Here is a 19,971-nt window from a genome sequence, read left to right as displayed (position 1 = left end):
GTTCGCAGTTAAATAACTATTATAATTCCCTGAAAAACATGGAAAGGTTTTCATTATATTGATTACATTATTAAGATAAATTTCCATTTCATGACACCGCTAGCATACTAGCTATAAGTATACAATGATGCAGTATAGCTCCTATGGGACACTCTACCTTTTTTCTTAGCATTGAGTATGCCGTCTTATGCGGTTTTGAAAACAGACAACTCTATGATAACATATAAGTTGCCAGTTGCAATTGATAAACATCGGCTGACTTTCTATTATATTATTGAGGAGAGGAAATATGTTAGAATTTAATAACATAACCAAAATTTTTAAAAACCAGAAAGTAATTAACAATACCAGTTTTACCGTAAATGATGGAGAATTTATAGTTATAGTAGGCCCTAGTGGTTGTGGTAAAACCACAACATTAAAAATGATTAATAGGTTAATTTCACCTACTTCAGGAAATATCCTTTTAAATGGTAAGGATATAATGAAAGAAGATATAATTAAGCTACGACGAAATATGGGATATGTAATACAGCAAACTGGACTACTTCCACATTTGACTGTAAGTGAAAATATTGGACTACTACCCCGCCTTGAAAAATGGCCAGAAGAAAAGGTAGCTAAAAGAATAACTGAACTTTTAAAAATGATAAAAATGGAACCAGAAAAATTTGAGGACAGATATCCATGTGAGTTAAGTGGAGGTCAACAGCAACGAATTGGAGTAGCAAGAGCCCTTTCAACAAATCCTGATATAATTCTTATGGATGAGCCTTTCAGTGCATTAGATCCAATTTCTAGAGGTCAACTTCAAGATCAGATGTTTGATCTTCAGCAAGAACTTAAAAAGACAATAATTTTTGTAACTCATGACATGGATGAGGCAATTAAACTGGGAGATAGAATTTGTATTATGAATGGTGGAAATATTCTTCAGTTCGATACTCCTGAAGAGATTCTAAAAAATCCTGCCAATGATTTTGTTAAGGAATTTATAGGAGAAAACAGAATATGGCAAGAACCAGAATTCATAAAAGCTAAAGATATTATGATTAAAGAGCCAGCTAAAATTACAGGTAGCCGAACAATAATTCAAGCTGTGGGAATCATGAAATCAAATAAAGTAGACAGCTTATTAATTGTTGATAAAGAAGATAAACTAGAAGGAATTATTACGTTAAAGGATATTGGAATAAGCCAAATAGGTTCTACAAAGGTGGAAACTATTATGGGAAGAGATATTAAAACTGTTAACATTAATGATTCCCTAGTAGATATATTGACTTTGATGGATGAACTTAATATAGGTTATGTACCCGTTGTAGATGATAATTCAGAACTAGTTGGTCTAATTACTAGAAGTAGCTTGCTCGGTGTTTTAAGCAGTCAGTATATTAACAACGAGGTGGAATTATAATGAATATATTAAATACAATAGATAAATTCAAAGACTTTGTAGTTTCAAGACAAGACCAGATAATAACATTAACACTTCAGCATATTCAATTAACCCTAATTTCTGTACTTATAGCCATAATAGTTGGAATTCCTTTAGGTATATTAATATCTAGATACAAGAAATTATCAGGACCAGTTATAGGCATTGCAAATGTAATGCAGGCAATCCCTAGTCTAGCATTATTAGGTTTTCTAATACCAGTACTTGGAATAGGTAGTACCCCAGCCATATTGATGGTAATTTTATATTCCTTACTACCTATTATAAAAAATACCTACATTGGGCTTATTAATATAAATCCAGATGTAATTGAAACTTCTAAAGGTATGGGTATGACAAATAAACAAATACTTAAAATAGTTCAATTACCACTTGCATTCCCAATAATCATGTCAGGTATAAGAATAGCAGCAGTTACTGCTGTTGGTCTTATGACAATTGCAGCCTTTATAGGTGCAGGTGGACTTGGTTATATGGTATTTTCAGGAGTCCAAGTCGTAGATAACAATATGATTCTAGCCGGAGCAATTCCAGCATGTATATTAGCTCTATTAATGGACTTTATTATTGGTAAGATTGAACAAGGTGTAACACCTCCAGGAATAAGAAAAGGAGATGGAACAATTAAACTTCCAACTAGAAGAAAAAAATATAAGTTTAGCAAAATACAAAAAATCATAGCTGGTTGTTTAGTCGTTGTTATAGTAGGTAGTGGTGTATTTTTCGCTACTAGACAAGGTCCCGTAATTGTGGTCGGTTGTTACAACAGTAGTGAACAACTCATATTAGGTAATATATTATCAACATTAATAGAAAAAAATACAGATATTAAAGTGCAACAAGATTTAAATCTAGGCGGCTCAGGTATAGCCTATACTGCGCTAAAATCCGGTAAAATAGACATGTATCCAGAATATACTGGAATGAGTTTAGTCGGTATTATGAAGAGAGCACCTATTAGTGATCCAACTTTAGCTTTTAAAACTGTAAGTGATTATTATGCTAAAAACTATGGTATAACTTGGTTAAAACCTTATGGTTTTAATGATACTTATACATTATCAGTAAGACAAGATACAGCAAAACAATATAATCTAGAAACCATTTCAGACCTAGCAAAAGTAGGAGACAAACTTAATCTAGGTGCTACATTAGAATTTTGTAATAGAGCTGATGGTTACTCAGGCATCTCTAAATTATATGGCTTTAAATTTAAGAGTGTTAGTTCTATCGATGGAGGTCTAAGATATGAATCCATAGCTAATAAAAAAGTGGATGCTATCGATGCTTTTAGTACCGAGGGACTATTAAAATCATATAAACTTAAAGTTTTAAAAGATGATAAAGGTTTCTTTCCTAACTATGATTGTTCAACAATAGTTAGTACCGCAACCCTTAAAAAATATCCAGAACTTAAACCACTCCTTAGTAAATTAGAGGGAAAAATTACTGCTACTAAAATGATAGACCTAAATTATAAGGTTGATAAACTTGGTCAGGATCCAAAAAAAGTTGCAGATGACTTTTTAACTGCAAATAAATTAATCAAGTAGTCTACAAGTAAATTAGTTAAGAGTTAAGAGAGAACATACATGGATTTGATTTTACATAAATCTATGTGTGTTCTCTATTTTTATAATGATTAACAATATTATAATTAATTATTCAACCCTACCTTTCTGCATTCCGAATAATTTTTTGCGGTATATATAAACACTTGCAGCGTGCTCTTTATAATTAAGATATGCTGATTTTACACCTAAATCTATATTATCCTTACCTTTTTGAGTTGAATTTAGAGTATTGCCATATATAAGGTAAGGATCCACATCAAATTTCATATGAGCTTTGTTGCTACATATTCCAGCAGCATAGTTATATGTACCCATATTAATTGGATCATTGTGTTCATCTAAAAGTATTCCTTTTTTATTATAAACAGCTTCATAAAAATCATCATAAGATATGAATTTTAGGTTATATTCTCCATCAACTCCCTGCATATGATAGCCTGAATTTATAGCGTTAAGTAATATCCAACGTTTGTTAACTGAAACATTTTTATTTATTAGCATTAGTTGTTTCAGGGTTTTAGGTGCTCTATTTAGCTGATTTCTGAAATAATGAGTTTTTATATCTACATAACCAATTTTATAAATCAGTGAACTTACTAATTTATGAAATCTTTTAATGTTGTCTGATTGATTATTGTCAAGCTGATCCCCATTTTTACTTACATCTATCATGATTAAAGACAATGCACTTCGGTTCCCAGATACTTTAGCCACTTTCTGAATTCTTTCTATATATTGAGTACTTCCCAAAATAGGTGCATTATTGTTTGTATTACTTATTACTCCGGGAGACGTTAGCGTATATCCACTGAATAATAAAATAAATGCTAAAACTTGTGCTACTAATTTTTCCCTCATAATTATTGCTCCCTCTAAATATTCTCATGCCTTCACTAATCTTATTATAAAACCAATTTCTAACCTTTTACTAAACTAATAATAAACAAAAGATAAACACTGGAAATAAAAAGAGGGAACGTACATAGATTTTATTTTACACAAATCTATGTACGTTCCCTCTTTCTCTTCTCTTTTAACTCTTAACTCTTAAATTCCTGCCCAGCTAACTACTTTATCCTTTTCAAATCCTAAGCTTAGAGCTAGCCTCATAGATTTTTCATTTTTTTCTTCAATATGGCCAAATGGGATTTTTTTCTTATCTCTAATTTTTTTAATTAAATCTATCATTACGTCTTTTGCATATCCCATATTTCTATATTCAGGCAAAACATGCAAAAATCCTATAGCGCCATCATCCTGGGTAATCCCCCAAGCTATTGGTATATCCCCATAACGTATACATGAACTCTCCCCATCTGCTATTCTTTCAATTATGTATTTAGTAGATATAAAATCTTTATAATCTGAATTTTCGTATATAAATTCAGCATCACTAACTGTTAATTTGGATACACCTTGTTTTGGTTCAGGTATAGATGTTCCATGGGGTAATATTAATCTCATAGTAGATAATTTCCACTTTATTTTATTACCCTTTTTTAATATAGGAATCATCCAATCTTCCATTACAGCAAAGTTTTTATCACTATTATCAAGTCCTCCCATTATCATGGTGAGTTCTTCTTCCGATTTAGAACTTATGTAAATCCAATTTCTATCACTTGTCCCTTTAGCAATAACTGAATCACCTATTTTTTCTGTATAATATATTGGGTAGTTCTCCATAAAATTAGTCATATTTATATTGTTAATTTCATCTTTTTTTAAATATTCTATTATTTCATTTTTTTTAATCAAAAAATTTTCCTCCTATTTTCAAGGTTTAATCATATCTGTTGAGCCTTTTGAATACTTAAGAAATCCATGATCCATGTTTAGCTCTATAACTCCTGTTTCATTTAAATATTCAACATAGGACCATAACATTCTTTCTATTACAGCATATCTATATCTGCTGTTTACATGAATATTAAAATTCTTAATAACCGCCTTAAAAATATCTTCCATAGTCATGGCATCATTAATAACTTCGCTAACTCTTTTAGCCCTATTCTTATAAAAATTAATATTATCAGTTATAAGTTCTGTAACATCATCATACATACCTTTATGTGCCACCACATATTTGCTACATTTTAAATCATATAGCTTTGATTTGCTCTTCAAATCCTCACTAAGTATATAGGCATAGGGCATTTTAGCGCCCTTCATAACTTCATAGCTTATAAGGCTGTCTCCTAAATAGGCCACGTCATCTTGAGTAGTAATACATATGTGTGCTGGACTATGTCCCGGAGTATGAAGAATTTTAAATTCACTACCACAAACGTATATTTTATCTTCATTGTCCATAATCATAATATCTGTTTCACAAACCATATGTCCAAAATGTTCTGTAACTTCAGCTAATGTTTGAGTACTATAATAAAGTTTCAAATTCACTGCACTACTACAAATAAGAGCTTCATAGGCTGGCATAACAATAATGCAGTTATATTTTTTCTTCAAATATGAATTATTTCCTATATGATCTATATGAGCATGACTACATATTATCGCAACTACTTTGAAGTGATTTTCTTCTAGAAGCTGGTCTATCCCTCTTCTTTCCCCTCTTTTCCATCCTGAGTCTAACATTATAATTTCTTCATGGTTAATTTTATAAAAAGGAATATAGGTCATTCCAGTATCTATACAAAATGTATTTCCCTTTACTTGTTTTATGTCCATTATATTACTCCTTTTCTTTTGAATAAAGCTCTGCCCATACTGGAAAAAATCCAGCATTTATAGCAATATTCTGTGAGTGAAAATGAGATTCCACTGTGCCATAAAAAGGTATTTTCCCGCGTCTCAATATTTCATTTTTTAAAAGTGTAACTAGCTTTGTTCCTAAACTTCTTCCACGATATTCATTGAAAACATCAATACCGATTTGCCACATATCTTTTCCATCTGCGCTAGCACCCGCCATACCCATCATTTTATCTCCATCAAATGCAGCAACTGCAAGTATATCTGGGTGATTTTCATTAAAAGCAAAAGCTTCGTCAAATCTATCATCATTTTTAAATTTTAAAATATCGTCATACTCATACCACTTAACATTGATAGGTGGTTCAATCAAAGGCACATTTCGCTTTGGTAAATAGTAATGATGAATATCAGCTATTTCCTGTCCAAATTCCTTAAGTTTTTCATCGATTTCTCGTAAATTGGGATATAGAAAAAACCATGCTGCTGACCTATTTAACAATTTTTCTTCACACCATGGCATGATTATAGGTGAAGCTGTAATAATTGCGCTACCTCTAAAACAGAGTATTTTAAAAAAGCATCCATCACTATCATAAATACGTCTGCCATTAGCTAATTTATTTTCAACTACTGTGTTATTTCCTTTTTCTAGATCAGATACTTTGCAGTTATAATCCAGTGACAATTGGTTTTCAGCTACTTGTAAAATTTCAGTCTTTATATACTTTTTTTGATCTACACTCATGATTTTTTCCCCTCTATACTTTTGTTTTCAAGTTTTCATCCTATTAATTACTCAGATTTAATTCGTTATTTTTACATCTGAATTTTTAAAATATATTTTGTTATCATAAATTAGCCCTATTCCTATTAATCTTCCATCAATTTTACTTTCACCTCTGCCATTTACTGTTACCTCCATCTATTTCTCAATTTTCCACCATATTAATTCATGAGTTTCCTTATATTTCACAGCGCCCACATTTCCTAATACTTTATGGGACGCTACATTCTCTTTTTCCGTGTCTGCAATTACCTGCTTTGCTTTTGGATTTTCAAAAATCCACTGGATTAGTCCTTTTAAAGCTTCTGTAGCATATCCATTCTTTCTGTACTCTTCTTCAATACCGTACCCAACAATTACTTCACCATTTTTATTAGGATAACCCTTAATCATAATATATCCAATTATCATATTTTCTTCTTTGAGAACCACTGCCCAATTTGTTAACCATAAATAGTTTTTCTCATCCTCAAGTACCTTTCTTAACCTAACTTTCATAGCATACTGCATTTCCTCATCAAGAATTGTATTAGTGACTCTTACCCCAAGTTCCGTGGCCATTTCCCCATAGTTATCCACAGCTAGAGCTAAATGTTGTACCTTTAACGGTATTAACTTTAATCTCTTTGTGTCTAATTTCATCGCGGTGTTCCTCCTCAATAGCTAATTATTTATCCACTTTTTTCGTATGTCCCACTTAACTTACATATTTATATTGTGATTTTTGAGTTTTTCTCTTAAATCTGTAGACTTCTCAAAAAGTATTGTTCCAAAATTAAGTTTTTCTGCACCGTCAATGTTAGCTTGTACATCATCTATAAATATAGATTCTTCAGGTTTAAGTTGATATCTTTCTATTATTTTTTTATAAATATTTTCCTCAGGCTTAATTAGTTTTTCTTTGTAGGAAACAACACCCCCATCAAATAGTTTAAAAAAGTCATATCTTTTGGTTACATTTTCAAATGCTAGCAATTGAAAATTAGATAAAAAATAGATCTTATATTTTGCTTTTTTCAGTTCTTTCAAAATTTTGACCGTTCCTTCAATAGGTGTCATAAGATCATACCAATCTTCAAAAGCAAGTTTTATAAAGTCTCCATTTTTACTCCTATTTATAAGAATACTTATTGCTTCTTTTTCAGTAAGCGTTCCTCTATCAAGCATTACCCATTCTTCACTTTGAAACACTTCTTTATACACCTCTAACACTTTATCAGCTTCTTTGATTTTCGTCCTTAAGTACTCCTCTGGTTTAAAGTCCAATAGTACATTTCCAATATCAAATATTACGTTTTTATACATAGTCTATTCCCCTTTTGTGCAAAATTATTAGTTATGTTTTTATATCCCCAATGACAAATTAATGCTTATTGTTCTGCTTTTAGAAATTCAATGAGCTAGCTTTTTTGCTTTATCCATATACATTCTATAAAAAAGGTACTTACTCCTTCTTAATTTTCCTAATTTTACAGAGATTAAAAATGTTTAGTAAATATTAAATATGATATATACTATAGAAGTAGAACAAATATAAGTATTCAATTTTAAAAAAGGCAAGGTGTCCATTATGAATAAAAAAGATTTAGCTGATTTAAGAAAAGAATTTAAATCAAATAGTTATATGACCCCTATAAAAGAAGTATATAGTGTGTATTTAAAAAAAGATAATAGTGAAATTATAAAAAAAGAGCTCACACCTTTTGATATGATGGATTCAGAGAAAAATGAACTTTATCTAAATAATTTTAAAAAGATTCTTACTGGAACAATAGATTCAAAGATATTTGAATTAGATTTTAATGTAGAAAACCTAGAAGAGAGCTCACAAGCCCTATTATCTAAGGCATTGGATTCAAGTGAAAGTTTAGTAGAATACTCTGATAAAATAGTTGATAAGATATCTAAAAATTATACATATGATACTGATATAGTAATAAATTTTGCAAAAGCTGAATACTACAAGGCAAATAAGAAACCAAGAGAAGACTCAGATGACTCCATAGAAGATTATATGCAAGCTTTTGAGTTTATTTTATGTAGTATTAACAAAGTTGATATTCCTAAAAAGGTTTTAAAATTTGACTATGCGGCAATGACCTTTAAAGCAAATTCTGCATTAGACACCACAATAAATTTAAATTCACCTTTAGATGGATTTATGTTTCCTAGCTTTAGCGAAGGATATTCAGATGTAAACAAGCTTGTGTACTATTCTTCAAAGTCCAAGCAGTTAAATTTAAAATTTGTTGAAGAAGTTTTGAATTGCAACGTTAAACAGACTGGTATCGAAGAAAAAGAGAGCTTTAATGCCATATTAAATGATGTAATTGGTGATAAAATAAAAGCGGATGTTATGCAAGAAATTTATGAAAAAATAAATGAGAAATTGGAAGACAGCGTAGATGAAGAAGAAGAACCTACTATGAATATGAACCAAATTAAAAGAGTTTTAGAAGACAGTGGAATAGAAAATACTGAAGTAGTTGAAAGTGCTTTTCAAGAAATTTGTGGAGGAGATTATGCTTTTAAAGTAAAAAACATAATTCCAGATTTTAATAGTAAATCAATAAAAATAGAAAATGAAAACACTAGTATAATTATTAATCCAAGAGATTTAAGTGCAATAAAACAGATTGTTAATGAAAATGGCACTAGATGCCTTGTAATTGAATTAAGTGATGACGTATCCATAAATGGATTTAAGTTAGAAAACGAAAGCGAAAAACCCATATAATTAAATTTATTAAATATTAGAATTCTACTTGACATTGACGTAACGTGAAGGTATATATTTAATCTTGTCAGGAGGTGAACTCACATGGAATATACAGTGCAAAAGCTAGGTAAAATGGCAGGCATTAGCACAAGAACCCTAAGGTATTATGATGAAATTGAAATTCTTAAGCCGGCAAGAATTAATTCATCTGGATATCGTATTTATGGTGAAAAAGAAGTAAATAGATTACAGCAAATACTCTTTTACAGAGAACTTGGCATAAGCCTCGAGGGTATTAAGAGTATTGTAACAAATCCTTGTTTTGATGCTGCAGTAGCACTTAGAGAACACCGTGAAAAACTCCTCCTGAAAAAAGAGCAATTAAATTTACTAATAGCAAATGTTGATAAAACAATTGCGGAAGCGGAGGGTAGAATTATAATGAGTGATAAAGAAAAATTCCAGGGATTTAAGGAAAAGCTAATTGCTGACAATGAAAAACAATATGGCAAAGAGATTCTTGAAAAATATGGTCAAGACGCTGTAAAAAAAACAAATAATAAATTAAAAAACATGACGGAAAGTGAATACGATAAAGTTACGAGCCTTGAAAGTGAAGTTATGGAGACACTTACTGAAGCGTTTATTACTGGTGATCCTGCAGGTGTTCTGGCACAAAAGGCAGCTGCTCTACATGGCCAGTGGCTAAGTTTTTATTGGGACAGTTATACTAAAGAGGCCCATGCAGGGGTTGCCGAGATGTATGTAGGTGACCCCCGATTCAAGGCATATTATGATAAAAAGCAACCTGGAACAGCTGAATTTCTAAGAGATGCTGTGCTTATCTACACAAGTAAAAAATAGGCACACTTAATTTTGTCCATTACCTTTATTTTTTCAGCCAAATCTATTTTTTAGATTTGGCTGAATTTTTTACTTTCATACAATATATCCTCTTACTTACTTTTAAACTCTTTATAATTATTCCATAACCTCATAAGTGGAGTTGATAATTTAAGTAGCTCAATACCACTATCATTACTAAAAACTTTATTAACCAAATTATCTGTAATTTTATTATCTAGATTTTTAACTTGAAAATCTATGTCCTCATCAGTTAAATTTTCCAAAAATCTTCTTAAAACAATAGAATGATTATAATTTTCTAGCAGAGGTCTGGTAAGCTCCTCATAAGTTCCTATTTTGCAAATATCATAGGCTGAATACACGCCTGTTAACATTGAAATATATTGTCCAAACCCAAGTCCTGGGGAAACCGTACCAAAACAGTTCCCAACAAAATATGTGTTATCTAATTTTGCTTTATCACATATTCCCATCATATATCTTGTGACCTCAAAGTTATCCGTTATTCTTAAATTTTGGTCTAAATCTTTACATGCTAAAGCATAAAATTTTTTCCACATATCGTTCAAATCTAATTTTATATTATCTGGATAATCAGGGTAGGCAATAACTAAGTTTGCTTCTTTTTCAGAGTAGGGTATAATCCAACCATAACCTTTAGGTAATATCTCGTAATTGAACCATACATGAGGTACACTTGTTAAAAATTCACCTTCAACAGTTGCTCCTTTTATAGTACAAGTAAGGTCACACCTATAATTACCTAAATGAGAAGCATACTCTCCATCCCCAGTAGCTAATACTACATACTCAAAATTTTTACATAGATATTCATATTCACGTGTGGATTTAAAATTAATCTTCGCATTAACTTGTTTGGCTAGCTGATTTTCATAAGAATCTTCATGCCTCCCCCTTACATTTGTATATCCAAGTTTCCCCTCAATAGCACCAATCTCATTTTTAGAATGCATAAATAATTTATTTACTTCATCTATAGGTTTTAGGTTTATATTAAACTCATTTGATAGTTGAGCCAAACAGTCCTTGGTTGGTCTATTAAGTATACTGAACATTCCTTCTGCATTAACAAATCTATCCCCTACACAACTTCTTTTCTCAAAAATGCTTGGCGTAACCCCATGTTTTTCAAGGGTTATGGCGCAAGAGAGTCCTGACATTCCAGCTCCCATAATAGCAACTTCCATTTCAATCACCTTCTATCCTATATGTTGCATTGACTAATAGGATTTTATACATTATAAAATAATTTTTCTTAACATAGATATTCACCAACATGTATTTCATATTTTTCCTTCTATGTAAATATAAAATTGTGTTAATACTTCTCGTCTCAGTGAAAAGTGTGCTAAAATTACTCATAGAATATAATTGATATTTTTTAAAAACGGGGCGATATATTATGAATAACCAATTAACTGAAGAGGACATAAAAAAATTAAGAGAAGAAGTAGCTTATAGAAACACTAAATTACGTTTTGAAATTGCAAAAGAAAAAATGGTAGCTGCAGCATTTGGTGATAGAAGCGAAAATGCTGAATACAAGGCAGCTTCCCAAAGATATTATGAAAATAACAGGAGAATAGCCTACTTAACACGTATGATAAAATCTTCTGTTGAAGTAGCTACTGTCATCGATAAAAATAAAGTTAGCATGGGAAGTACGGTTAGCCTTAAATTTTTAGATAGTGGTGAAACTGATGAAATTAAACTTGATACTATAATTAATGCAAATCCAATTGAAAATATTATTAGCATAGACTCACCTTTAGGAAGAGCCATCATTGGTAAATCTATAGGTGATGTTGTAAATGTTGAGTTTCCGGATGGTCTACATTCTATAAAGATACTTTCATTTATTACTACTAATTAATTAAGTTTAAATTATATCTCTGAGTAATTAGTTTTTTACTCTCTTCCCATAGCTTTTTTCCAGTAGAAACATCATATGATTCATCAGAAGATTTAACCTCAAATAGTCCTTTTTTATCACCTTCGAAATATTTCCCATTGATTTCGCTATTATGTTTTAATGAAAGATTTATAAGATGCATGGCTCCTTCTTTTGGAGTCTGCGGATCTTTAAGCATATAAATCAATGGAAGAAGGACTTTTAATAACCATGGAAAGTATTCACCTTGATTTGTTCTACAAAGTCCAGGACAAAGAGTGGTAGATGCAATGTTATATTTCCCCCATCGTCTTGATAACTCATATGCAAAAATAATTTTTGCCAGTGTAGCTTGTTTGGCATATTTAGCATAGGAAAAGTGTGAATTACCCTGTAAATCAGTAAAATCTATAGCTGATTTAAATTTACCTTTAGTTAATGAAGATTTATGTGCTCTACCAGAAATTGTGATAACTTTTGAGTTTTCTGCATTTTTAAGAGGTTCGAATAATAAATTTGTGAGTAAAAAATGTCCCAAATAATTACTGAAAAATAATCCATCAAACCCATCTACTGTATAGTATTTTTTCATTATTTTATCCCCAGCACAATTAAAAAGAATATCTAATTTAGAAAACTTACTTTTAAATTCTAATGCAAGTTCGTTTATAGATTCTATGGAGCATAGTTCTGTAGGTATCCACTCTACGTTGTTTGTAGCATAATTTTTTATTTCCCTAAAATTTTCTCTGCCTCGTGATTTATTGCGGCTTACCATAATAACTTGTGCCCCAGCCTTAGCCATAATTTCAGCAATACCCTTCCCAATTCCAGAACTTGCCCCTGTTACTAAACAAATCTTATTTTTTAAATTCTCCATGAAACAATCAAACCCCACTTATATTACTTATGAAATATCTTATCTACTAAATTATAGTCTATTAGTACACTTATTGTAAACTTAATTTAAATAAAATAGGAATGCAAATAGATTTATTTAAAAATTAAAGTCTACTTACATTCCCAAATATTCTCATAACGTTTTTAGCTTTTCACTTGCCACTAGTCTCTCTGATATCTTGTAATACCTTGTTGAAAAATCAATAAAATTATTTCTGATGCAACGGATAATAATGCCACAGATGCCCCACCAACAAATAACATTACGTAATCATTCATACCAAGTCCTGTAAAAATGAAATCTCCAAGTCCTCCAGCACCAATATATGAAGCTAGCGTTGCACTGGCAATAATCTCAACAGCAGAAATTCTTATACCAGTTATTATTAAAGGCATTGCTAGTGGAAGCTGAATTTTAAAAAGCATCTCTTTAGAATTCATACCCATTCCTAGTGCACTTTCTATAACTGATTTGTCTATATTTTTAAAACCTAAATATGTATTTGTAAGCATTGGTGGAATTCCTAAAATTACCAATGCAACTAATGCAGGTACAAAACCAGTTCCAAGTATCGGTAAAACCAGTACTAAAATCGCTAAACTTGGGATAATCCTTAAGAAATTAAAAAAGTTTAGTACCGGATATAGAACTTTGGTGCTTCTGGAACATAAAATACCTGCAGGGATAGCTATTATAATGCTAATTAACACTGCTGTGATACTTATAATTATGTGTATATTAACAGCTTTGTAATATTGAGTATGATTACTAATTATAAATTTTATAACCTCATTGAACATTATTAATACCGTCCTTTCAAATATTTTTTAGTCCAATACTTTATGAAAGGCTTGATTTAGATCTGCTATTAAATCTTCTGCCTTCTCAAGCCCTATGGATAATCTTAGTGCCTCTGGAAATGCTCCAGAGGCATTCCTATCCTCTACATTAAGAGTACCATGGGTCGCTATGCACGGTTGGACTATCAATGATTTTGAATCCCCTATATTTGCAACAAAACTAAACAGCTTTAAACTATTTATAAAATTATTTATTTCCTCTTGGTTACCCTTAAACCCAAAGGTAAATATTGTTCCACTCCCTTTAGTTAAATATTTTTCTGCTAAATTGTTATTTCTATCCCCCTGAAGACTTGGATACCTAACCCAGGCTACCTTTGGGTGCTTAGATAAATACTTTACTATTTCCTCTGTATTTTCAACTTCCTGTTTAACTCTAACCGCTAAAGTTTCAATACCTTGTAGTATCAAAAATGAATTAAATGGGCTTATGGCTGCTCCAAAATCACTTAGATATCTAAATCTTATTCTGGTGGTAAATGCAGTTGTAGGAAACACCTCATATATATTTCTATTTTGAACGCTATAATCTAATTCAGTAAATTGTGGAAATTTTCCATTACCCCAGTTAAATTTCCCACCCTCAACAATTATACCTGCAATAGCTGCACCGTGACCTCCTATTGCTTTTGTTGCTGAATGAATTACTATATCTGCTCCATATTTAATTGGATTAAGAAGATACGGACTCGGCAAAGTATTATCCACAATAAGTGGAATTTCATTTTCATGCGCTAATTTGGCAACCGCCTCTATATCTAGAACACTAATGGATGGATTGCCAATAGACTCTGCAAATATAGCCTTAGTATTTGGTGTAATAGCTTTTCTGAAAGATTCAATATCATAACTATCCTCTATCCACCTAACCTTTATACCAAACCTAGGAAGGATGTGATTAAAAAGATTAAAAGAACCTGAATATAAGGTTTTTACTGCTGCTATCTCTCCGCCATATTCTGCTACATTAAGAAGTGCATAAGTTATAGCTGCCATACCTGAAGCTAATGCAATAGCTGCTGTTCCGCCTTCTAAAGCTGCTACTCTTTTTTCCAGTACCTCAGTTGTGGGATTAGCTATTCTAGTATAATAGAATCCTTCTTCCTCAAGTGAGTACAATCTATCTAAACGCTTAGTATCACCAAAATTAAAGGCTGTGGTCTGGTAAATAGGGACAGCTGATGCATAGTTATGCTCTTCTGGTTTATAACCTGCCCTAACCTGCAACGTTTCAAATCCATAATCATTTTCTGACATAAATAACACTCCTTTGTTTTGTATTAAAGTAATGTAATAACCTATATCTGCTGTAAATGTAAAGCCTTTTTAGGGCAGGTACTTACACATACTCCGCAACCTACACATTTTGAAATATCTATTTTTATTGTTTTGCCTTGTTTTTCAAATACTTTTTGTGGGCATCTACCTGTACATATTCCGCAGCCAATACAACTTTCCCTATCTAAGTTAATTACATAACTTACAGCAGGCCATTTTCCTTTAAGTCCCAACTCTTTTGATGCTCTTAAAGGGTAGCAACAGCAACTACAACAATTACATATGGCATTTTCTTCTAAAGAATGAATAAGTCCTTCTTTATCTGCATGTTTTAATAGCTCTACGGCTTCCTGTGTATTTAACTTTTTTCCGTGCCCTCTATCTGAAGATGTATTTAGTCCACTACCCATACTCATACATACATTTTTATCAAAATCGCAGCCTTCTTCTATAGACTTACAATCACAAGGGATAACATAAATATCTTTTTTTTCTGTTTTTACGAAGTCTATTGCAACATCAAGTGGTACGATTTTACTAGCGCAATCTACTAGTTCCTTCACAGATTTGTTCTTCTTAGCATCTAAGTAATCTTTATATAACCAATCCGCTATTTTTTTTCTATGCTCAGATTGTATTTGGTGCCATCTTTCCCTTTGAAAACTTGCTAGGTTATCTAACCTAACCGTAAGAGCACTAGCTTTGTATTCTATTTCTCCATTGCTTAAAACCTTATCTACAACAGAATCTTTATATGCACTTTTTAATATTTCTTGTGAATTTCTTCCCATTAAAGTTTCTATGCTAGATTTTGTTAAAGTTGCATCTTTTATAGCAGCGAGAATTTCTAAATCATCATCAGTATAAATTATATTTAAGAAAGGTATAACTATTTTAGGAACTTTTAAAATTTCTACAATTTCATCATATTTTTTCATTCATATCACTTCCTAAATATTGTTTTAATAATCAGCATTTATTATGATTCATTCCCGTATTCACCCCGAGCTTTTTTTGAAGCGATCTTCTCTAAAAGAAGTAATACTTGGTTGGTTATTAGTGCTAGTCCAGCTGCCATAATAGTACCCCATAGTATTTTTGTTAAATAGTTCATTCTTAATCCATCAAATAGCATTACTCCAAGTCCACCAGCATTAACTACCGCTGCAATAGTTGCCACACCTATAGTAGACACCACTGCTATTCTAGTTCCCCCTAAAATTATTGGAAGTGCCAAGGGAATTTGTATATTTGTAAATAACTGAACTGGGTTTAATCCCATTCCTTTTGCGGCTTCTATTATTGAAGGATCTATGGACTGAAAAGCTACTAATATATTTCTAACTAAAATATATTGGTTATAAATGATAAGCACAACAATAGCCGTTTGTTCTCCAAGTCCAAGTACTGGAATTAAAAATGCAAACATTGCAAGGCTAGGTATTGAATATAATACGCCAAATAAAGCTAATACAATAGCTGATAATATTTTTGAACGAAAGATAATTAGTACTATTGGAATTGCAATTACTAAAGATATTCCAATACTAACAGCTACTAAATAAATATGTTGTGACAATAAGGTTAACATATCACTATAATTTTCAAACAGATATTTTATCACAATTGTCACCTGTCTTTTCTTTAATTTCCTGGTTTTCCTGCCCAAATTTTAATTGTAGTTGTTTCCAATCTATTTGCCCTAATACATTGTGATTATCATCCTCTACTATAATTGTTTTTCCATCATTAAATAGAAGGGTAGTTAATACATTGTAAAGACTTTCTTCTCTTCCAACCCTTATTGCCTGGTTGTTTATAGGTAATTCTATAGGAATTATTGCCTGCTCCGCTCTTAAAAACTTTAGCCTTTGCAGCGTATCATCTGAGGTAACTAAACGGGCAACAAAATTATTTGCAGGTGTAAAAAGAATATTATAAGGTGTATCAAATTGTTCTATTTTACCTTTATTCATTACAATAACCTTATCTCCAAGTTTAAAAGCTTCATTTACGTCATGGGTTACAAAAACAATAGTTTTGTTAAGTTTTTTTTGTATCTTTAAAAGTTCATCCTGTAAGTTTTGTCTTGTTATAGCATCAATGGCTCCAAATGGTTCATCCATAAGCATTATTTCAGGATCAGCTGCCATTGCTCTAGCAAGTCCTACTCTTTGTTGCTGGCCTCCTGATAGCTGTCTTGGGTATCTTTTTCTAAAAGTATCTGGTGGCAGATTAACTATATTAAGCAATTCTTCTACACGTTCACTTATTTTTTGTTTATTCCAATGCAAAATTTTAGGTACAGTTGCTATATTCTCTTCCACATTCATATGTGGGAATAGTCCAATTTGTTGAATAACATATCCAATTTTCACTCTAAGTTTTTCTACAGGTAATTTTTTTATGCTTTCACCAAAAAATAATATTTCCCCAGAGCTAGCTTCATATATTCTATTAATCATCTTTAAAAGAGTTGTCTTACCAGAACCAGATGTCCCTAAAATAGTAATAAAACTTCCTTCTTCAATACTTACACTTACTTCTGATACTGCATAGTCTTTAGTTCCATTAAATTTTTTACTAGCTTTTACAAATTTAATAGCTGCCTTATTCAAGATTCATGACACCTCTCTTTGATATAATTATTGAAAGATTGGCATATAAAAAGCTTTCACTATGCCAATCTTTTTTTTCAATTATTTACTGAATTCTTTATCATAAAATTCTTTTGCTACAGCTTTATATTCTTTTTTATCTATATCCACTTCTGCATTTAATTTTATTAGAGTTTTATTATCTAACTTAGCCGTAACTTTATTAAGTATAGCTTTTACATCTGTGTTTTTAGTCAAAATATCTTGTCTTACTACCGGGGCAACATTATATGGAGGCCATGCATTTTTATCATCCTTTAGAATAACAAATTTAGAATCAGTCAATTGGCCCTCTGTAGTATATGCAACAGCAAGATCTGCTTTATCATTTTTAAGAACATCATATTTAAGTCCATTATCGTACAACTTCTCATCTTTAAAATTAAACGCACCATAAACTTTTGTTAATGAAGGCAACCCATCTGATCTTTTATCAAATTCTCCCTGGGATGCAAATCTAATTTTACTTGCATTTTTTTGTAAATCGGAAATAGTGTGTATATTGTACTCATCCGAAGCTTTTTTTGTAATTACTAAACCTTGAGAATCATTTGCTGCAGATGGATCTAACCAAACTAAATTAAATTTTTCTTTATATTTTGCTGCTACTTCGTCGTAAACTTCTTTGGACGTATATTTAGGTTGCTCCTTAAGTATTGAAAGCAGACCCGTACCCGTATATTCAGGGTATAAATCAATTTGACCATTAACTAAAGATGTATGAACTATCGCATCACCTAAATTAAATTTTCTATCAACTTTATAACCCGCATGTTCTAATGCCTCTGAATATACTTCACCTAAAATTAAAGATTCTGTAAAGTTTTTAGATCCAACTTTTATTGTAGGCTTAGAACTTGTGCTTTTTGATCCCGTACTACCACATCCTGTAAGAATTGTACCTACAATTAGTATTGATAATAACGGTAAGACCATTAATTTTTTATTCATATTTTACACACCCCTAAATAATATTTCTAATCTCTTATACATTTTGTTACACCTAGTTTAAAAAGTAAAGTAATTTATTTTTTTAAACAATTAATAGTATATCTATTTATGAAATAATTTATAATGCAATAATTTTATATTACTCTTATGAAAATAGTAGGGTTATTATAATAAAAAGAGGATTGGCAAATTATGAATCTGCCAATCCTCTTTTTATCATTACACAAATATAATAAATAATATATTATTGTATTTTAGCTTACTTTGATAAAATATGGGGACGCAGAAAAAACTGCTCTATTAAAGTTGCAGTAAAAAATTTTAACCTTCGTAATGAAAATGTCATAAAATATATTTCTACACTCATCATAGTTTGCGTCCCCTCCTTTTATTAATCCCTACTATTAAGATATGAATACTATAAATTTATTATAGTATATAACATTTTTTTTATTGTTGTCAAGAATAAATATCCCGAAGCTACAATTGTTAAAAATTTGTTGGGTTAACACTAAAAAATTTAACACAATATGTACTTGTTTTATGCATAAATATTATTGACATCATAATTAAATATTGTATACTTAACATATATTAAGTATACTCTAAGTATATTTAGTAAACTGGAGGCATACTTACTATGGGTATTATTGAACGTAAAGAAAAAGAACATTTAATTCGTAAAAATATCATGATAACCGCAGCTGAAAGAGTTTTTTTTAGTAAGGGATTTGAAAATTCCACAATGGATGATATTGCAAAAGAAGCAGAATTTACTAAAAAAACTATATACTCCTATTTCAAGAATAAAGAAGAACTCTACTATGAAATAATGCTATTAGGATTTAATACTTTAAATGCTTTATTTGATAAATTTATTAGTAAAAATACTGAAATCACCGAAATTAAAAAAATCAAAAGATTAGGTCAACTTTTTATTGAGTTTAGTAAAACCTATCCTGGATACTTTAAGGCTATTACAGATTATGAAAACAAAGATTTTGATTTTCAAGCTGATAATAATCCTTTAATTAATGAATGTTACATTGCCGGTGAATACTCCTTTAAACTTCTTAATAAGTGTATTATTGATGGAATACAAAAGGGTGAAATTTCAAATAATACAGACTCCATTACTGTTTGTATTATGCTTTGGTCAACTATGTTAGGTTTTATAGGATTAATTAGTAAAAAAGAAAAATACATTAATTCTTATTATAATAAAAGCATTGAACAATTAATGGAGGATGGTCTTGAACTTTTATTAAAATCTATAAAAAAATAAAGGGGA

21 protein-coding genes are annotated in these 19,971 nt (G+C 30.8%); 6 read left to right on the top strand and 15 right to left on the bottom strand.

The window, feature by feature from the left end; genetic code table 11:
- Nucleotides 1–289: 289 nt before the first annotated feature.
- Both BR66_RS0102785 and BR66_RS0102780 read left to right on the top strand, forming a co-directional pair.
- On the top strand, nucleotides 290–1,417 hold the full coding sequence (locus tag BR66_RS0102785; protein WP_026881524.1) for an ABC transporter ATP-binding protein: 1,128 nt from the start codon (nucleotides 290–292) through the stop codon (nucleotides 1,415–1,417).
- A complete protein-coding gene (locus BR66_RS0102780) occupies nucleotides 1,417–3,012 on the top strand; it encodes an ABC transporter permease/substrate-binding protein (protein WP_035795345.1) in 1,596 nt (531 codons plus the stop codon). The genes BR66_RS0102785 and BR66_RS0102780 overlap by 1 nt, the downstream gene beginning before the upstream one ends.
- Before the next feature lie 108 nt (nucleotides 3,013–3,120).
- On the opposite strand, the gene BR66_RS0102775 is transcribed toward BR66_RS0102780, so the two are convergent.
- From BR66_RS0102775 to BR66_RS0102745, 6 genes are all read right to left on the bottom strand, one after another.
- Nucleotides 3,121–3,891 (bottom strand): hypothetical protein, encoded by a 771-nt coding sequence (locus BR66_RS0102775; RefSeq protein ID WP_026881522.1) that lies wholly within the window; start codon nucleotides 3,889–3,891, stop codon nucleotides 3,121–3,123.
- A 189-nt stretch (nucleotides 3,892–4,080) separates the two neighbouring features.
- Complete coding sequence (locus BR66_RS0102770) at nucleotides 4,081–4,791, bottom strand: GNAT family N-acetyltransferase (protein WP_026881521.1); 711 nt, start codon at nucleotides 4,789–4,791, stop codon at nucleotides 4,081–4,083.
- 18 nt (nucleotides 4,792–4,809) lie between these two features.
- The gene (locus BR66_RS0102765; RefSeq protein WP_026881520.1) at nucleotides 4,810–5,724 is read right to left on the bottom strand and encodes an MBL fold metallo-hydrolase; all 915 of its coding nucleotides are present in this window, start codon (nucleotides 5,722–5,724) and stop codon (nucleotides 4,810–4,812) included.
- Between the two features lie 4 nt (nucleotides 5,725–5,728).
- Nucleotides 5,729–6,496 (bottom strand): GNAT family N-acetyltransferase, encoded by a 768-nt coding sequence (locus BR66_RS0102760; RefSeq protein WP_051624076.1) that lies wholly within the window; start codon nucleotides 6,494–6,496, stop codon nucleotides 5,729–5,731.
- Nucleotides 6,497–6,673: 177 nt separating this feature from the next.
- Entirely contained in the window at nucleotides 6,674–7,177 is a 504-nt protein-coding gene (locus BR66_RS0102750) for a GNAT family N-acetyltransferase (RefSeq protein WP_035795339.1), read from the bottom strand.
- Between the two features lie 60 nt (nucleotides 7,178–7,237).
- Nucleotides 7,238–7,840: an HAD family hydrolase gene (locus tag BR66_RS0102745; RefSeq protein WP_026881517.1), complete on the bottom strand. Its 603-nt coding sequence runs from the start codon at nucleotides 7,838–7,840 to the stop codon at nucleotides 7,238–7,240.
- 265 nt (nucleotides 7,841–8,105) lie between these two features.
- On the opposite strand from BR66_RS0102745, the gene BR66_RS0102740 reads away from it, so the two are divergent.
- Nucleotides 8,106–9,272 carry a DUF4317 domain-containing protein gene (locus BR66_RS0102740; protein ID WP_026881516.1) on the top strand — a complete coding sequence of 389 codons (1,167 nt, stop codon included), beginning with the start codon at nucleotides 8,106–8,108 and terminating at the stop codon, nucleotides 9,270–9,272.
- 84 nt (nucleotides 9,273–9,356) lie between these two features.
- Entirely contained in the window at nucleotides 9,357–10,118 is a 762-nt protein-coding gene (locus BR66_RS0102735) for a MerR family transcriptional regulator (protein ID WP_026881515.1), read from the top strand.
- Nucleotides 10,119–10,210: 92 nt separating this feature from the next.
- Here BR66_RS0102735 and BR66_RS0102730 read toward each other — a convergent pair whose 3' ends face one another.
- The gene (locus tag BR66_RS0102730) at nucleotides 10,211–11,329 is read right to left on the bottom strand and encodes an NAD(P)-binding protein (protein ID WP_026881514.1); all 1,119 of its coding nucleotides are present in this window, start codon (nucleotides 11,327–11,329) and stop codon (nucleotides 10,211–10,213) included.
- A 215-nt stretch (nucleotides 11,330–11,544) separates the two neighbouring features.
- Between BR66_RS0102730 and BR66_RS0102725 the strand changes: the two genes are divergently transcribed.
- The gene (locus tag BR66_RS0102725) at nucleotides 11,545–12,015 is read left to right on the top strand and encodes a GreA/GreB family elongation factor (protein WP_026881513.1); all 471 of its coding nucleotides are present in this window, start codon (nucleotides 11,545–11,547) and stop codon (nucleotides 12,013–12,015) included.
- Here BR66_RS0102725 and BR66_RS0102720 read toward each other — a convergent pair.
- From BR66_RS0102720 to BR66_RS26900, 8 genes are all read right to left on the bottom strand, one after another.
- Nucleotides 12,008–12,913, bottom strand: a complete 906-nt coding sequence (locus BR66_RS0102720) for an SDR family NAD(P)-dependent oxidoreductase (protein WP_026881512.1) — start codon at nucleotides 12,911–12,913, stop codon at nucleotides 12,008–12,010. The two genes, BR66_RS0102725 and BR66_RS0102720, sit on opposite strands and share 8 nt — an antisense overlap.
- 182 nt (nucleotides 12,914–13,095) lie before the next feature.
- On the bottom strand, nucleotides 13,096–13,734 hold the full coding sequence (locus BR66_RS0102715; RefSeq protein ID WP_026881511.1) for an ABC transporter permease: 639 nt from the start codon (nucleotides 13,732–13,734) through the stop codon (nucleotides 13,096–13,098).
- A 27-nt stretch (nucleotides 13,735–13,761) separates the two neighbouring features.
- The gene (locus tag BR66_RS0102710; RefSeq protein WP_026881510.1) at nucleotides 13,762–15,051 is read right to left on the bottom strand and encodes an O-acetylhomoserine aminocarboxypropyltransferase/cysteine synthase family protein; all 1,290 of its coding nucleotides are present in this window, start codon (nucleotides 15,049–15,051) and stop codon (nucleotides 13,762–13,764) included.
- Between the two features lie 41 nt (nucleotides 15,052–15,092).
- Nucleotides 15,093–16,010 (bottom strand): 4Fe-4S binding protein, encoded by a 918-nt coding sequence (locus tag BR66_RS0102705; protein ID WP_026881509.1) that lies wholly within the window; start codon nucleotides 16,008–16,010, stop codon nucleotides 15,093–15,095.
- 41 nt (nucleotides 16,011–16,051) lie between these two features.
- On the bottom strand, nucleotides 16,052–16,696 hold the full coding sequence (locus tag BR66_RS0102700; protein ID WP_026881508.1) for an ABC transporter permease subunit: 645 nt from the start codon (nucleotides 16,694–16,696) through the stop codon (nucleotides 16,052–16,054).
- The gene (locus BR66_RS23020; protein WP_035795336.1) at nucleotides 16,677–17,690 is read right to left on the bottom strand and encodes an ABC transporter ATP-binding protein; all 1,014 of its coding nucleotides are present in this window, start codon (nucleotides 17,688–17,690) and stop codon (nucleotides 16,677–16,679) included. Before BR66_RS23020 ends, BR66_RS0102700 begins: the two co-directional genes overlap by 20 nt.
- 81 nt (nucleotides 17,691–17,771) lie before the next feature.
- Nucleotides 17,772–18,680 (bottom strand): glycine betaine ABC transporter substrate-binding protein, encoded by a 909-nt coding sequence (locus tag BR66_RS0102690; protein WP_026881507.1) that lies wholly within the window; start codon nucleotides 18,678–18,680, stop codon nucleotides 17,772–17,774.
- 404 nt (nucleotides 18,681–19,084) lie between these two features.
- Entirely contained in the window at nucleotides 19,085–19,192 is a 108-nt protein-coding gene (locus BR66_RS26900; protein ID WP_479723154.1) for a PAS domain-containing protein, read from the bottom strand.
- A gap of 128 nt (nucleotides 19,193–19,320) precedes the next feature.
- On the opposite strand from BR66_RS26900, the gene BR66_RS0102685 reads away from it, so the two are divergent.
- Nucleotides 19,321–19,965: a TetR/AcrR family transcriptional regulator gene (locus BR66_RS0102685; RefSeq protein WP_026881506.1), complete on the top strand. Its 645-nt coding sequence runs from the start codon at nucleotides 19,321–19,323 to the stop codon at nucleotides 19,963–19,965.
- The last annotated feature ends 6 nt before the right edge of the window (nucleotides 19,966–19,971 follow it).

Origin of the sequence: Clostridium akagii DSM 12554 (assembly GCF_000686725.1) — a bacterium.
Lineage (GTDB): Bacteria > Bacillota > Clostridia > Clostridiales > Clostridiaceae > Clostridium_I > Clostridium_I akagii.
This window is presented reverse-complemented; position numbering and strand designations above follow the sequence as displayed.

Coding starts and splice junctions, on each gene's coding strand:
- BR66_RS0102730 (WP_026881514.1), bottom strand. CDS start 11,329: ATGGAAGTTGCTATTATGGGAGCTGGAATGTCAGGACTCTCTTGCGCC.
- BR66_RS0102710 (WP_026881510.1), bottom strand. CDS start 15,051: ATGTCAGAAAATGATTATGGATTTGAAACGTTGCAGGTTAGGGCAGGT.
- BR66_RS0102715 (WP_026881511.1), bottom strand. CDS start 13,734: ATGTTCAATGAGGTTATAAAATTTATAATTAGTAATCATACTCAATAT.
- BR66_RS0102735 (WP_026881515.1), top strand. CDS start 9,357: ATGGAATATACAGTGCAAAAGCTAGGTAAAATGGCAGGCATTAGCACA.
- BR66_RS0102750 (WP_035795339.1), bottom strand. CDS start 7,177: ATGAAATTAGACACAAAGAGATTAAAGTTAATACCGTTAAAGGTACAA.
- BR66_RS0102785 (WP_026881524.1), top strand. CDS start 290: ATGTTAGAATTTAATAACATAACCAAAATTTTTAAAAACCAGAAAGTA.
- BR66_RS0102705 (WP_026881509.1), bottom strand. CDS start 16,010: ATGAAAAAATATGATGAAATTGTAGAAATTTTAAAAGTTCCTAAAATA.
- BR66_RS0102780 (WP_035795345.1), top strand. CDS start 1,417: ATGAATATATTAAATACAATAGATAAATTCAAAGACTTTGTAGTTTCA.
- BR66_RS0102760 (WP_051624076.1), bottom strand. CDS start 6,496: ATGAGTGTAGATCAAAAAAAGTATATAAAGACTGAAATTTTACAAGTA.
- BR66_RS0102725 (WP_026881513.1), top strand. CDS start 11,545: ATGAATAACCAATTAACTGAAGAGGACATAAAAAAATTAAGAGAAGAA.
- BR66_RS0102765 (WP_026881520.1), bottom strand. CDS start 5,724: ATGGACATAAAACAAGTAAAGGGAAATACATTTTGTATAGATACTGGA.
- BR66_RS0102775 (WP_026881522.1), bottom strand. CDS start 3,891: ATGAGGGAAAAATTAGTAGCACAAGTTTTAGCATTTATTTTATTATTC.
- BR66_RS0102745 (WP_026881517.1), bottom strand. CDS start 7,840: ATGTATAAAAACGTAATATTTGATATTGGAAATGTACTATTGGACTTT.
- BR66_RS0102740 (WP_026881516.1), top strand. CDS start 8,106: ATGAATAAAAAAGATTTAGCTGATTTAAGAAAAGAATTTAAATCAAAT.
- BR66_RS0102690 (WP_026881507.1), bottom strand. CDS start 18,680: ATGAATAAAAAATTAATGGTCTTACCGTTATTATCAATACTAATTGTA.
- BR66_RS0102685 (WP_026881506.1), top strand. CDS start 19,321: ATGGGTATTATTGAACGTAAAGAAAAAGAACATTTAATTCGTAAAAAT.
- BR66_RS0102720 (WP_026881512.1), bottom strand. CDS start 12,913: ATGGAGAATTTAAAAAATAAGATTTGTTTAGTAACAGGGGCAAGTTCT.